This is a genomic window from Mucilaginibacter sp. SMC90 (assembly GCF_022811725.1).
Taxonomy (GTDB): domain Bacteria; phylum Bacteroidota; class Bacteroidia; order Sphingobacteriales; family Sphingobacteriaceae; genus Mucilaginibacter.
Genome location: NZ_CP094527.1, coordinates 7,805,246 through 7,820,311, shown reverse-complemented (window position 1 = coordinate 7,820,311; position 15,066 = coordinate 7,805,246). Strand labels below are relative to the sequence as shown.

Genomic DNA, 15,066 nt, shown 5'->3' with positions numbered 1-15,066 from the left:
TCTCATGAAGGTAGAAAAAGAATTAATTGCTACAACTTTAGGAAATATAGATCTCTTTCTATGTTCATCCGGTTTTGAAGGTCGTTCAGCATTTCTTGGCACAATGTTAAATGCATCTTCTATTAAAAAATCAATCATATTTCACATTGAAGATACTTACAAAGTGTCTGAGGATAACCTGGCATCCGTAAAAGCGAATCTTCCTGAATTAATAACGGTAATCTATCCCAAAAACGCGCCGTTAGCAGTGTACGACAGATTTTACCATCTATTCAAAGAACTAAATGAATTAAAAGACGGTGATACGAAAATAAAGGTTGTGATAGATATCACAACTTTTACCAGAGAGGTTTTACTGATTTTATTAAAACTACTTTCTTTTGAACTTTTCATTAAAGCATTTGATGTTAATTTTGTTTACACGCCAGCTGAAAGCTATTCAAATAACGATGAGGATTTATGGTTGACTAAAGGTGTCAGAGAGATACGTTCAGTACTTGGATACGCTGGTTTACATTCTCCATCAAAAGACTTGCTGTTGATTTTATTAAGCGGGTTTGAAGAAGAGCGTGCCGAAGAAATTATCAATTCATTTGAGCCTCATCAGCTGATATTAGGAAGAGCTTCCAGGCAAGACTCAATCAACAGTGATCTCAGTGGAATTGCAAATAAAAAATATGCAGAATTACGTCTTCACAATGAGTCTATTCTTTTAGACGAATTTGAATTCTCTTGTACAAATATCATTGAAACTAAAAATCAGATTGATCTGTTACTGGCAATGCACGGTGATAAGTACAATGTAGTTATATCGCCGCTCAATAACAAGATCTCTACGTTAGGAGTCGCAATTGCTGGACTGAAAAACGAAAGCATTCAGGTTTGCTACGCGTCAGCTAATCAGTATAATATCAATGCTTATTCAAAAGCATCTGACTACTTCCTGGTTTATAATTTCGAAGAATTAATAAGTTAAAATCTTCTTAAAAATAGCCTCAGCCAGTAAAGGGGGGACGGCATTTCCTATCTGCTGCTGAACATGCATTAAGGTTCCCTCAAACACAAAATGATCAGGGAAACTTTGCAGGCGTGCGGCTTCTCTTACTGATAATCCGCGATCCTGAAATGGATGAATAAGCATGTTCTTTCTGTAGTTAGAAATAACAACAGACGGAATTTTGGCATCTAGCCTTTTATAAATCCCGCTGTGGCAGTTATTTACGTTGGCGTAATTTTCCATCATTTCCGATGGAATGGCGCGCCAGTTCTGACCCTGCTTAATATGTTTATATCGTTCGATAACATAGGACTCATTTCTGGAAACCAGATTTTGACGAGCCGCATTTGATTTTGATCTCATAGATTTAGCGTAAACGCTAACCTCGTCCAAATTCATTTTATAGGGAAGTTCCTCAAATTTATCACCATTGGTAAGATCTGGTAAATCTGAAATTGCTTCTTCTACACTTACCTTTTTATTGCTTTTCTCCGGAAATTCAAATTGTTTACCAAGCCTGTTACCAACCATTATGAAGCGATTTCTATGTTGGGGAACACCATAATCAGAGGCGTACAAAACCCTTTCGGTTGTTTCATACCCGATTTCTTTAAAGCAGGCTTTAATTTCTTTAACTGTTTCACCACGATTAAAAGTGGTGATACCTTCAACATTTTCAAATAGAAACCACTCAGGTTGGAGTTCATCAACAAATCGAACGAATTCATTAAAGAGATAGTTATTCCTATTAAACTCTGTTCTGGTCTTAGTATTTGACAAAGAAAAACCCTGACAAGGAGGGCCTCCAAAGACAATAAACGGATATTTTTCTATGTGTTCAAGAGGCTTTATTTCACCAATATCCTTACATAGAATATTGACCCCCGGATGATTTGTGGCAAAAGTTTTTGCCGCAGAAGGTTCTTTTTCGATGGCCAGACCAATTCTAATACCGGCGTTTTCAGCGCCTAAGCTTAAACCACCAGCACCGCTGAAAATGTCTATACCAATTTTTTTAGCTTTATTCACAATTCAAAGCGGTGATAGTCAGGCATATAAGGAAAATATTTAAATTTTCCAAAGTTAATTTTTTTAATTTATGAAATTAACGAATAAGGATTGATATTTAAAATCGAATTTCACTTTAATTAATATCGACTCCGACCCCCTCCGCTTTGGCACTTTCCCAAATCTGATGCAGTATTTTTGCTTGCTTTTCTGACGGAAGTGTGATTTTTCCTGATGCCATTTTTGAAAGCATATCCAGATGCATGGTGCTCAGCACTTTTATTCCTTGATAGTTGCTGTAATACTTATATATTACATTCCAGTCATGATGAGAAACCTTCATGACCGTTATCTGTGCGTCAATTCCTTTATCGACGGCTTTTACCTCTTTCGCTTCTTTCATTTTAAAGTTTTTATCCTCGCGAAAAACAAATAACCTGGGGTCTTCTTCAGGAAAATCTATATTTATCTCCTGAACGCTTACCCAGCACATTGAGTTTTTTGTCCATTGGGTTATATTCGCATAACCCGGAGCAGGGTGAGTAACCTTTTTGTAAACCTGTTCTGAAATTAATTTCAGCATTTCAATTAATGACCCTGGAATATCCTGCATTTCCCAGATCAGGTCAAAGTTCAGATCAAGTCCTGATGCGTGGGTTAAAGCAGAGAGGTAAGAAATAGTATATGCGACTGTCTGTGCACGAAAACCTCCGTCATACCAGGAAGCAGCTGAAACCATTTTTTCGACAGATCTGAATAGTAGAACACGGCAGATGGCATCCTTAAAATAGGATTCTGTAATGGCAAGGTTATCTTTTTCCAAGACTTCTGTAATTTCATCTGCAAACTTCTTGAAACTTTCCTGAGCGCCCTTTGAAACAATATCCGGCCTCCGGCGCCACATTATTTCAGTTTTTGAAAGCAGGGTTTTATCGACTACTTGTGATTTGGGGTTTTCAATTATAAACCTGTTTTTTTCCGCTGGTTTAAGATATGCCTGACTATTCAGATATTCCCCCCTTACTCTTTCATAGAACCAGTGAGTCCGTTTTTGGGAACCACCAATTGCAGGGGCGTAAATGCGATTTGAATACTCTTTCATATCCTTATGAAAGGGGCTGTTAGAAAAGAAGTCAGAGTTGTTAATTTTATTCTGGGTGTTGGCGTATTCAGCAACCTTAGATATAAATTCATCCTGATTTTCAGCCTTTTTAACGACAGAGAGTTTCATCTGTACTGCCACTTTGGACACATCAAGGTTAGATGTAGTTTTAGCAGCATAAATTGCGGATGTTGTCTGGCCGCCGTTTACAATCTGAAAGTTTTTTATTTTCCTGAGATTTCCGTCAGCACCTATTTCAACAGATTCAGCAGTAGCCGTAATGCCGTTATTATAGGCAAAAAACATTTCGGGCCGCCATTCAATAGTGTTTTTTAATCCTTTATTCACAGCGCCTTTGAACTGGAGAAATGTTCGTACGTTCTGTTCAAATAGCTTTTGACCATGATCTTCATAAATGCTAACCAGGAGGTCACCATTAATTACAGCTAAATATGACTGATAACTATTGCTGTCATCATTGATTTTCAGGCATGGCAGATTTACATCAATATCTGAAACTGCAGCTTTTGATTCAGATTCATAAATATTATGCAGATATTCAATATCAACCACCCTGAAATCAAACTGAATGTTTTTATCGGTTTCTGATGGCAGTTCAAGTAGGTTCCGTGTTGCTTTTCCGTCCGTCAGCACCATCAACCTTACCTTGTTCAGCTGCTTTTTTTCAAAGTATTTATAAATGTTATAGGCCATGGAATAAGCTTCAGAGGTTTCTTCCATATCGTTATACATTCCTTCTGAACATTTATTGAAAAATGTCCTTAACCGTGTATAATACGGAGAAGTTGACCAGGTGATTCCGTGGCAAATTGACCACCTAAAGTGCTGGCGAACGAGCGCAGCGAACGCTGTAGAAGCGTTGTCAAAAGTAGTTATTTAAAGTGTGTTTTGCAGATAGCTTTTTTCGGGCTCTGCCGGCCTTCTTTTTCTCATCGACTCTCCTTTCAGTTCCATCCGGTGCGCATCATGCACGATACGGTCAAGGATAGCATCAGCGATCGTCTTTTCACCAATGACCTCATACCATTTACTGACCGGCAGCTGAGAGGTGATGATCAGCGATGTCTTACCGTGCCTGTCCTCAATGATCTCCATCAGTGCAGCCCTGCTCTGCGCATCAAAAGGCTGTATACCGAAGTCATCCAGGATCAGTAGTTGCTGGCGTTCCAGTTTGGCGACATCCTTCATGTAGGAACCATCTGCCTTGGCCATCTTCAGCTTAGCGAAGAGCTTGGGTGTACTGGCATAGAACACGCGGTAACCCAGTATGCAGGCCTGGTGTCCGATAGCAGAAGCAATGTAGCTTTTGCCGATACCGGTGCTGCCTGTGATCAGCAGGTTCTCATTACGGTCAATAAAGTGACAGTCTGCCAAACGCATCACCTGGTTGCGGTCGATGCTGCGATCTGCATGATAATGAATGTTCTCTACCGATGCTTTATAGCGGAACTTGGCGTACATGATGGTACGCTCTATGCGCCTGTTCTGCCGGTCGTCCCATTCGGCCTCTACCAGGTGAGCCAGCAGTTCATCAGTAGTGTATTCAGCGGTCTGGCCCGTTTCCAGGCAGCTTTTAAAGGCATGGTACATGCCAAAGAACTTCAGCTTGCGAAGTTTGTCCAAGGTGTTCGTGTTCATATCGATCTATTTATTAATGGTTATTTATAGTAGTTCTCTCCACGGATATTGTCATGGCTGGGCATAGGCAGTTCGTCAGCAAATAAGCTATCCTCGTAGCTGTCCATCTTGTTCTCCAGTATCTGCTGTATAGTCTTGTAGTTATAAACGCCATAACCGAGTGCACGCCTGCAGGCACTGGCCAGCCTTTCGTTACCTGCCTTACGCGCCAGGCTGAGGATACCGATACAGGAGCGGTAAGCTTGTTCCGGGTGTTGCTTCCGGTCCAGTATCTTCAGGATGTAAAGCCTCACATCCTCATGAATGGATGCCGCCCATTCCAGGAACTTATCGGGTGTCCATTCGGTCATAAAGCGGTGTGTCGAAGCCAGGTGGTCTTTATCCGTAGTATAGCTGTAAGGGCTTTTGATACGCCTGTGCATGGCAATGCGTTCGTAGTGGTAATAGACCTCTACGTTGGTGCGGGAATACAGCAGTTTGACCTTCCTGCCGATGAAGCGGTACGGTACGCTGTAGTAGTGTTTGTCGATACCAAGACAAACATGCCCGTTCTTCATTACGGTGGCCTGGTGCTGCCGTTTGAACTCATAACGTAATGCCGGTAATGGCGAGAGAGCCTGGCGTTCTATCTCCTCGAACTGGAGCTTTCTGCTGTAATTGCGGCCTTTCAGCGGCTGGCTGTTATGTGCTTCTAAAGCGACCTTGACCGCTGTGTTCAGTTCTGCAAGGGTATGATAGGCCTCTTTGCGAATAGGTGCGTAGATACGGCTGTAAACGATCTTAACAGCTCCTTCTACCAGTGCTTTGTCGCGAGGGCGGTACGCCCTCGCTGGTAAGATGGTCGTTCCGTAATGGTCGGCAAAGTCGGCAAAGGTCTCGTTCAGTGTTGGCTCATAGCGGTTGCTTTTGGTAACGGCAGCCTTCAGGTTGTCGGGAACGATGGCGGCAGGTACGCCGCCATAAAAGTGCAGGGCATTCTCGCAGGCTGCTATAAAGTCTTCTTTCTGCTGGCTCAGCACAGCTTCAACATAGGTCAATTGACTGGCGCCAAGGATAGCAACGAACACCTCGGCCTCAATGACCTCACCGGTATCCTTGTCCGTTATGCTTAGCTTTTCACCGGCAAAGTCCACATACAGCTTATCACCGGCTTTATGATCCAGGTGCATTGTGGGGTTCACGCGGGCTTTCCACTGGTTGTAATAAAAGCAGAATTGGGTGTATTTGAACCCGTCAGGGAACTCTTTGATATAAGCTTCCCACAGGATGCGGCGGTTCATACCGACCCGCTTTAGCTCTTTATCTATTTGCGGGAAACATCGTTGCAGGGCTACCATCCGCTTGTCCGGAGGGCGTTCACTGCTTTTGCCAAAGAAGTCCTCCAGCTCTTTATCATTAAGGGTATTGATCTCTTCGAACGTAAAGCCGCTGGCATCGAACGCAATAAGGTACTTCTTTGCGGTATTGCGTGACACGCCGGTCTGGGCCGCTATCGATAGCTTGCTGCGGCCCTGGCTGTACATCCTTAGGATCTGTCTTATCTTACTCATGCTTATCGTAGTGTTGGCCATTAGTGAAGTTGTTAAACCTCAAAAATAGGCCTGCTTCTACAGCATAAGCGGCTCGTTCGGGGTGGTCAGTTTCCTCCGAAATCAGGTGGTCACTTTCCCGCGGAATCGGTGGTCAGTTTGCGCCGAAATCAGGTGGTCAATATCAGCGAATTCTCCAATATGGTCAGGATTTTTCGTTCTTCATCGTAATCATATCCATATGCCTCTATTCCTCTTTTAATGTACTCAGCAGGAGTGTAATTGTTTGTAAGATCCCCAACACTTACCAGATCTTCACAGACTATTTCAAAAAAAGACTGAGCTTTAAGCAGGCCCCTGCTTTCTGCATCGCTTAGGATAGACTGCAAAAAATCCTGATGAAATTCTTCAATTGATGCCATTATGATCGGGTATTAAATGGTAAAGGAGCTTCATGCGCAGCACATTTCGCTAGGTCTATTGAATATTGTAAAGCAACAATCCGGCTGTCAATGTTTTTGGACGAAATTTTCGGAAAGTCCTCTGAAACGGAATATGACTTGTTCCAGTCGAACGAATAGCCGTAAAAAGGAGGTTCAGTAACCGTATGAATATATCCGCAAGCTGCCAGTTTATTTTCAAAAATCTCTCTGGTTTCAAAGTCCTCCGCTGGTATTAATGCATCGACAGCGGATATTATTTGTAAAATTGTACTTCCATGATCAGTACGAGTTAGCCCGTAAACTGTAAGGTAAAGGGGTTTGATTTCATTATCCAGTTGCTGTATGGATGAAATGGTAACTATCCTTCCTTTGCTGGAGATAAAAGATTTAATTTCAATAAATAGGTCTGGCAGGGAAAAATCCTTTTTGTCAGCATCAGGGCCAACCCAGCTAATTATTGAAGCTTTATATCCGTAAACAGGAACAAGGGAGTTAAGCAGAAAATACAATTCTGATATCAGTCCCATTTGCAGTATCTCCGGGATTGAGGCCGTATTATTTTCGCTTAGAAACCTCTGCCATCTCCTGATCCTTTGATTTATAACCGGTATCATTTTAGCCTGATCCTTGCTCTGGCTGGCCATAAAGACAAGATCGGTACAAACTGACAGGAATATCTCCCAGTCATTATTATTGTTGAGAACAAAATAAAGTTTACCGGCATTCTCTTCACTTGCGGTAATTACTGAAATTCCTTTTACTTTACTTTCAATGGCTATTTCAGAAAGATCAAATTTGAATTTTATAAGCAGGCCTAATCTATTTTCAATATCCTTTATCCAGAAAAAATCAAAACTGGTTTCGATATCCACCCTTCTGGCAGTATCAGCCTGCATATTTAGCCACGGGTTTTCTGCTGGATTAGTCATCGCTGTCGTTGCCAAGGTTCATACTGTCAAAAAGGTTCTGGTAATAAACCGTATTTATTAAAAGCTTGGTTGGCTGCTGTGTACTTAAGACTGTTCCTGAAAAGCTGATCCCAAATGCGGCAATTTCGTTTATTATCGGCTCTGTTTCAGTTTCGAGTATGTGCAGCATTAAAAGCGGGTTTAACCGATGCACGCTGGCTCTCGCTTTTCTGCGGTTGTTTCCTATTTCTGCGAACTCATCTTCATCTTCAATTGATACAGATTCTGAGTTACCTGAGGAAACCTGCCTGTTAAGTACCTCATAAGCACCGCTGGCATTTATACTGATCTGGCGGCGTTCCTTATTAATATTTATAGCTCCATGCTCAAAAACAGTCCCAGTTCCATTATAAAGGGCTATGTCCCAGTCTGTGGCTCTTTCTTCGAGGTACTGTTTAATAAATCCGATTGGCATTCTGGATGTCAGGCCAAGCTTATCTTTATCAAAGGTTTTGAAATCTTTTATAAATTTCCGAACCAGTGATTTGCTGACGTTTTTCCAAACTCGTGTCCCTGTTGTCTGGGGTGGGGCGGGAAGTTCGTCAAGCAGGTTTTTCACAACCAGAAGATTGTGATTAATATCCTCTCTTGATGTAAGCAGGTAACTGGTTTCTTTCAGAGTACCATCAAGGCGCATATTAAAAAAGAATTCTCTTACATTTTTTAGTTTGTTTCTAGCGGTAACCTGCAGTGCGCTGTCCGGGCTCTGCTGGATGGCCAAACCAAAATCATTCGGTGTTTTCTTCTGTTCTGCCATGAGTTTGAAATCCAGGATTAGGTTTTCAGTAGCCTCAATGATATTAGCAAAATCAGTAATCCTGTCAGCCGGCATGTAAATTCTGCAAAGGTCTTCATACCCCGGACGATAGCCAAACCATCTGCCCATTTGCATCAGTGTATCATAGAAGACCGTATTTCTTAAAAAATAGCTCACACTAAGTCCTTCAACAGTGAATCCTCTTGCAAGACTGGCACCTCCAATAACAATGGCATTAGTTGCGATATCTTTTCTGTATTCTAAAGGAACAGATTTCTTCTGATGCACTTCCCGAACGACAATTGATTCCGAAAATCCCGGAAGTTCCTGCATTATATCATGCCATGAAAATTCAGTTTTTGACAGATGCTTTTCAAATGTTGCCTTCAGAGTATTAAGGATGGCACTCTGCGTTAATGCGTCGGGCAAGCTGGCATAAGCTGCAACATCTTTTTTTATGGAGCTTAAATATTCTTCGGTGAGTGCAGCGAGCAGTTTATGAACATCAGTGAACCGTGTTGCATGAATAAGCATACTATTATGTTTCCCTCTTTGACCTCGAAGGTGGCGTACAGCGATTACTAATGTAAAGAGGCGAATTGCTTCAAGCAGGCTATCGGGCAATTCATCAAGGGTGAAGTCTTTTTTATGGCTGTACGGAATACTTTCTTCGTTATCTGTTATCGGTATCAGATATTTGTCAGCATTCTCGATAAATATTTTTCGTGCGCCGAAGTAATTACTTGGAGCGTCAAGTGCATAAATAAAATCTTTAGGAAACAGATCCTGCCCTGCGGTATCGTGAGATGCCTCGTGATCAATAAAGATATTTGCATAAGGTGTAGCGGTATATGCGACATAGGCATATTTTTTGAAGAGGCTAAGCAGGATCCTAAGTTTCAAATTGATTTTTGTCGGATCTTCCTCCTCTTTGGTATTAATGGAAGCATAGTCAGATTCATCATCAATTACCAGCATCGCATGATTTATCCCTTTACCTTTGTACTGCTGATCTAGCCAGTCAATTACGTTTTCTAATGTGCGTGTATTTTTCTTTATTACCAGCAGAACCGGGACATTTATTGTCTCGAAGTTGAGCCCGTGCGCCAGCCTGTCTGCATCCTGTTTATTAAAATCTCTTTCTATTGTAGTTAAGCTTAGAGGCATTGTTTCCCGTTGCGTATTACCGATACCGGCACCAACCTGAACACCTTTAGTCTGTCCGATAAATGATTCATTCAGGCGCTCTTGGGTCTGGTCCCTCAGGTTATTTATTCCCCCGGCAATAACAACAATGAACTTATATCCTGCATCAGCCGCTTTACAGATAAGCGCGGAATAGTTTCCCGTTTTTCCTGACTGAACATGACCTACTACCATGCCGTATCTTGAAAAGGGCTCTCCAATAGGATTTTCAAGGTTGTTCATTACAATATCCGTATCAGTATCTATTGTTTTAACCACATCCGGCGGGAGAGCGTTCCCCAGATATTTGCGATAACGGTCCCAGTAAAAATTAACTGTTTTCTGCTTAAAAATTGCTGTCCACCATGTATTATCTCTGTTCTGCTGTTCGTCACCCTGAATTAAAATGCCATGCTTCATTTCAACATCAAAGTGCTTCTCAAATTCAATGGACATCCTTTCCCAGTCGCCGTCGGGCAAACCTGTGAAATCATTCACAGGAAGTATTAACGGTAGCGTTTCAGCATTCACAGTTGCAATAACTGTTTGAATACTTTGGATTTCCTGTACTATTTTCGTCCTTTCGAGAGGACTGCCGGCATTATTCAGTTTACCAAAAATATACTGCTTAATGACTTCATAATTATTTGTTTGCATCCGTGATAAGGTCTTTTCGGTTTTTATATATTTCGGTTTTTAAAAGGTCATCTATATATGCTTGGCTAAGTCCGGCTCCGCGGAGCCGGACACTTAGTTCTTCTATATCTGATTCGGATATCGCGGACTGCTGTTTCAGCTGATGCGGACTGTTCTGAAGTTTAAACTGTATGGCATCAATAGGTAAATAGGCTTCCAGACCTTTTAAGTATATTTCCAGTTTTTCCAGACCGGATGCTGATAATTCATCCTGCAGATCTGTATAAAGCGGATGATGATGATTTACGGCGAATCTGAAATTTTCATTGATGGGAAGAATTTCCCAGAAAGAAATCACAGTCTTATCCTCGATTTTTCGCCCTCTGCCGGTAAATGGTTTTGATCCAATTTCTGTTACTCGTCCAATGATACGCCGCAAGTCATTTTTAATAATTTCGGCAGGCCTTGCTATTGATTTTTTTATGTCGATTCCCCATAGGGCATCCATGTTATTTGGAATATCTATTTTGATCCGGACAAGCTTATGAGCATCCACGGTCTTGTGTAATCCCCACCAGGTTCCATAAATTAATATTCTATTACCCCGGTATAAATAAAATCCCTGAGACTTAATGTAGCCCTCTTCAGTGGCATAAAATTCATATTCTTTTTGAGAAAGTTTGGAATGATGCGGTAAAATGAATGGCTGTACAAAAACGTCGGAACCGTAAATTTTAATTTTCTCCAGCTGAAGCTGCTGGGTCGCCGGGTGATTAAGATTAAATGGATTAAAGGGAAAAACAGGGTTATTATTAATTTTTATTTTAACAGCTCTTTGATCTGCACCTTCTAGAAATCTGTGAAATACTAGTGCAAGATGTTTTCGAACTTGATCTATTATGTCCGTAAGACTGTTTTTATCGCAGCGATCAATTAACTGCCAGCAGACTAGCGTCCCGCTTTCCATTTTATTTAACTCTTCAAATAAAGGAATATTCGAAATCGTGTCAGGAGTAATCAGGAGCCATTCATTTTTTTCTGAAATATAATCAAGGTCCCATTGCCGGCTATGGATTTCCGTTCCTTTCTTACTAATTACAGTAAGCTTACGGCATTGAGAAAATGAAGCAGTCTTTAATCCAAGGCCGAACCTTCCCAGATCATTTTTACTTCTAATTTCTTTAGGGTTCCTTGAAGCCATGCGCATTGCTTCAACGAGCTGTAATTCATTCATTCCCTGCCCGTTGTCCAGCATAGAAAAAATCAGATCGGGCTGAGGAAGCATAATTATCTGCAAATCGGTGCAACCGGCAGTAAGACTGTTATCAATTAAATCGGCCACAGCAACCTCGAATGAATATCCGATGTCCCTGATTGACTCGATAAAATTCCCCACATTTGGATTAACCAGTTCGGTTTTTAACATAACACAGCAAGGTTTCAGGCAATAGGGGTAGTGAGGTTAAATGTACTATATTTATATTAAAACAAATTAGGAATATTTATAAATCATAAAGAGATAGATTTTATTAAAGCTGTCATTGTCTGATTTAACACCGAACGCTTTAATTCACATTCCCAAACGGTAATAATCTTCCAGCCTTTTTCTAATAATTCATCTGTATTCTTCCTGTCTCGAGTTACATTATTACTTATTTTTTTAGACCAGTACTCCGTATTTGATTTTGGCGAAACGGCGTATTTACAATTTTGATGTGAATGCCAAAAGCACCCATGAATAAATACAGCTATCTTTTTTTTAGGAAATACGATATCAGGCTTGCCTGGCAGTTTTTTATCATGAATCCGATATCGAAATCCATTACCAAACAGAAACTTTCTTACTAAAAGTTCTGGTTTTGTATCCTTACTGAGGATACGGGACATATTATAACTCCTTACATCTTTACTGTGGACGTCTGCCATATTTAAATCAAACAACTAATATGCCATTAAGTACGAAGGAATCATTAACGCAGGTATAGCTAAATTATGCCGATTGTAGATTTCACCAATGATTCCGGAATGATATGCTCAACGCTTTATGACAACTGTGAGTCTCGCTTACAGAACATAATACGGTTTATCTTGCAAGTAATTTCATGTTACACCATGCGTTTTAATTGTTCGATAAGCATTTTTTTTCTTTCGGAAAGAAAAACTCGAAGGTCATCAGGTTGCAGGCTAACATCAGGTATTAGTTGGTTAATTCTATCGACTCTGTTATTTACTACCCAATCGTGCAGTGGTGTATCCAATTTTGATTGGTTCATTGAGCCGTTTAATAATTGAAGGTTGACAATGCTGTTCCAGTTGGACGGGTCTTTATAATAATTGAAGTCTCCTTCGCTTTGAAAATCTTCCCTTTTGATACTATTAAAATAAGCAGCCGGGTGCAAATGATCTTTATGAAACACCTGTTGTGTAAAATTAAGGTGTGAATACAAGAGAGAAAGGATCGTGAACGCATCCCCCGCATCCTTTTGAGTTGATAGCAAGCCTTCAATATACTCATCGTCAAAAGAAAGACTTTTAGATGGGTTTCCTTTAAATTCAGCTTTGATACGGTCCAGTGGAAATGTTGCGATTCCGCCAGCGGTTTCCAGTTCGGACTTAATAACCTTACGAATATTGTTGAGAACATTATCCGACTGGCTACTAAAAACCCCCTTAAGCAGCGATAAGCAAAGCCATTTACGAATTAGTGTTTTATCGCTTTGATGGCGTATAGGGTTATTTATTTCATTTTCAATACCGCGATGGAAAATATAGTAAATAACCGGGATAGCGGCGTTTTTGGCTCTGAGGCTATGATTGTTGAAACCTAGATTGGCGAGCAATCGGAACGCTTCTATTATACTTTTCCTGATACGATCCCAATGTTCCTCGAAAATAACAACATTGCTCCGGTCGAAATTTTTAACTTGAAATTTGATGTTGTCATTAAATAATACGAGGCAGGTTTTCAGGACAAAATCTTTACTTATCATAAAACCTGGGTTTCCAATCTCAAATACTTTGTTGACCACATCAGGTATTTCCTTGCGGGCATCAGCACGCCAATGTGCAGTAGTAATTGACATAAGAAGATCGGAGAAACTTAGTGGCTCCCCGCCGCTATTTGTTCTGATAAAGATATCAAGAACGATATCGATTTCCTGTGTGGTTTCGAGATAGTAATTAATCAACTTCTCATCAAAAATTACCTTTCGAAGCTTTCGCAAGGTCTGTTTGGTGAACGGACGTGAAAGCCATTCCTTTTCGTCAAGTAAATTATCCAGTTCATCTGCAGTTCCATACGACAAGATATCATTAACCTTAAACCATAAAGGATCATCGGTTGATTTACGTTCATATTCCTGTTTGGTCAGGAATTGAAAATTATATATCATCTGCCGTTCGTTCTCATCGGACAGCGGTTCGCCCAAATACAGATAGAGCATTCGAGTCGGTAAGTTCTCTTCATTGTTGTACCACCATTTTCGAGGCATTTTATAAGCATAAGTACCTTTTAATCCGATATAAAGACTGGTTAGGCGTTGCTGACCGTCAATTATTGCCATAAAGTCTTTATAACCTTTGGTGTCCATATCCGGGTTGTCTTCTTTAAAGAATTGACGGAATTCGGTTAAAAACTGATAAAATTTAAATTCGCTTTTAATTTTGCTGTCTTTAACCTCCCAAAACATAAAAGAGTTGATTGGATAACCGCGCATAATACTGTCGAACAGGATTTCGATTTGTTCACTGCTCCATACGAACTTACGCTGTATGGCGGGTAAAAGATATGAGCGGTCAACGATGTTGTTGATTGCCTCTTTAATGGTGATAGGGTTAACAAATCCGCTGGGCATATAAATTGAATAAAGTCGGTAGGCGCAAAAGTAACAAAACTACCTAAGTGAAACGGATTAAATAGATCGATCCAAAGTCTTATCGATGGCACTTCAAAGGCTTCTCTATATATAATTATCAAAATACGAAAATGGTAATGAATTGTACGCATCCTCTATACCTTGCCAGAATACCTAAATCCTCATTTTGTTCAGTATTTAATTTAAGCAGAGATTATTGTTTTTTCATTGAAAACTTAAAAACGGCGGCGATTCTAGTTCCGGGCAAAATTGACAACAGATAAGTTCTGATTTCAGCAATGCAGAAATCTATAAAGTTAAGTAAAATCGCCATGTTTAATTAATCGCGATTGGGCACTCATCATGATACTTGATGGTCATATCTTATCGGGTTTATAACCAATCCTTCTTCGTTGTTGTGATTCGCTCTTTCTGTCAATCAATTCATCCAGGTATCGAAATACTATTCCCATGTTTTTATCCTGACTGTTGATCTTGGATTTAATTTTTTCGATTTCGAGTCTCAATTCCGTATTGTCGAAAAGCATTTGGCGAATCTTCGTAAAAATCCTCATTACTTGAATATTTACTTCTATCGCTCTGTCGCTGTTAAGAACACTCGAAAGCATAAGAACACCATGCTCAGTAAAGACAAACGGTAATACCCTCCGCGCCCTTTCTTTGACATCACAATTTGTGATGTCAAAAATGAATATTCATTTTCCGAAAGCTGAAACATGAAGTCCGGCGGGAATCGTTTTAGATTTCTATTTACTGATTGATTTAAAACACGTGTTTCAATATTGTATAATTCCGCCAAATCGCTTGCCTGCATTGTTTTATGCCCACGGATATAATAGATTTTATTCATGATGATTTCATCAGGTATAAATTGGTTTTCCATTTTTTTAGATTGAAAGGATAAGAT

12 protein-coding genes are annotated in these 15,066 nt (G+C 40.3%); 1 reads left to right on the top strand and 11 read right to left on the bottom strand.

Annotated elements, in window-relative coordinates; all coding sequences use genetic code 11:
• The first annotated feature begins 4 nt into the window (after positions 1 to 4).
• Positions 5 to 976: a hypothetical protein gene (locus MTO98_RS32705; RefSeq protein ID WP_243483777.1), complete on the top strand. Its 972-nt coding sequence runs from the start codon at positions 5 to 7 to the stop codon at positions 974 to 976.
• Here the strand turns inward: MTO98_RS32705 and MTO98_RS32700 are convergent.
• The 11 genes from MTO98_RS32700 to MTO98_RS32650 form a co-directional block, all read right to left on the bottom strand.
• On the bottom strand, positions 965 to 2,026 hold the full coding sequence (locus MTO98_RS32700) for a DNA cytosine methyltransferase (RefSeq protein ID WP_243483775.1): 1,062 nt from the start codon (positions 2,024 to 2,026) through the stop codon (positions 965 to 967). The two genes, MTO98_RS32705 and MTO98_RS32700, sit on opposite strands and share 12 nt — an antisense overlap.
• Before the next feature lie 115 nt (positions 2,027 to 2,141).
• Positions 2,142 to 3,848: an AIPR family protein gene (locus tag MTO98_RS32695; protein WP_243483773.1), complete on the bottom strand. Its 1,707-nt coding sequence runs from the start codon at positions 3,846 to 3,848 to the stop codon at positions 2,142 to 2,144.
• Positions 3,849 to 4,004: 156 nt separating this feature from the next.
• The gene (gene istB / locus MTO98_RS32690) at positions 4,005 to 4,766 is read right to left on the bottom strand and encodes an IS21-like element helper ATPase IstB (RefSeq protein WP_119407387.1); all 762 of its coding nucleotides are present in this window, start codon (positions 4,764 to 4,766) and stop codon (positions 4,005 to 4,007) included.
• Positions 4,767 to 4,786: 20 nt separating this feature from the next.
• The gene (gene istA, locus MTO98_RS32685; protein ID WP_243481480.1) at positions 4,787 to 6,316 is read right to left on the bottom strand and encodes an IS21 family transposase; all 1,530 of its coding nucleotides are present in this window, start codon (positions 6,314 to 6,316) and stop codon (positions 4,787 to 4,789) included.
• 149 nt (positions 6,317 to 6,465) lie between these two features.
• Positions 6,466 to 6,717 (bottom strand): hypothetical protein, encoded by a 252-nt coding sequence (locus MTO98_RS32680; protein ID WP_243483771.1) that lies wholly within the window; start codon positions 6,715 to 6,717, stop codon positions 6,466 to 6,468.
• Positions 6,717 to 7,667, bottom strand: a complete 951-nt coding sequence (locus MTO98_RS32675) for a PD-(D/E)XK motif protein (protein ID WP_243483769.1) — start codon at positions 7,665 to 7,667, stop codon at positions 6,717 to 6,719. Before MTO98_RS32675 ends, MTO98_RS32680 begins: the two co-directional genes overlap by 1 nt.
• Entirely contained in the window at positions 7,660 to 10,305 is a 2,646-nt protein-coding gene (locus tag MTO98_RS32670) for a Z1 domain-containing protein (protein ID WP_243483767.1), read from the bottom strand. Before MTO98_RS32670 ends, MTO98_RS32675 begins: the two co-directional genes overlap by 8 nt.
• On the bottom strand, positions 10,292 to 11,710 hold the full coding sequence (locus MTO98_RS32665) for an ATP-binding protein (RefSeq protein ID WP_243483764.1): 1,419 nt from the start codon (positions 11,708 to 11,710) through the stop codon (positions 10,292 to 10,294). Before MTO98_RS32665 ends, MTO98_RS32670 begins: the two co-directional genes overlap by 14 nt.
• 83 nt (positions 11,711 to 11,793) lie before the next feature.
• Positions 11,794 to 12,171 (bottom strand): very short patch repair endonuclease, encoded by a 378-nt coding sequence (locus MTO98_RS32660; RefSeq protein ID WP_243483762.1) that lies wholly within the window; start codon positions 12,169 to 12,171, stop codon positions 11,794 to 11,796.
• Between the two features lie 218 nt (positions 12,172 to 12,389).
• Positions 12,390 to 14,138, bottom strand: coding sequence for a DUF262 domain-containing protein (locus tag MTO98_RS32655; protein ID WP_243483760.1), 1,749 nt, complete (start codon positions 14,136 to 14,138; stop codon positions 12,390 to 12,392).
• 592 nt (positions 14,139 to 14,730) lie between these two features.
• Entirely contained in the window at positions 14,731 to 15,042 is a 312-nt protein-coding gene (locus MTO98_RS32650) for an ORF6N domain-containing protein (RefSeq protein WP_243483758.1), read from the bottom strand.
• Positions 15,043 to 15,066 lie beyond the last annotated feature (24 nt).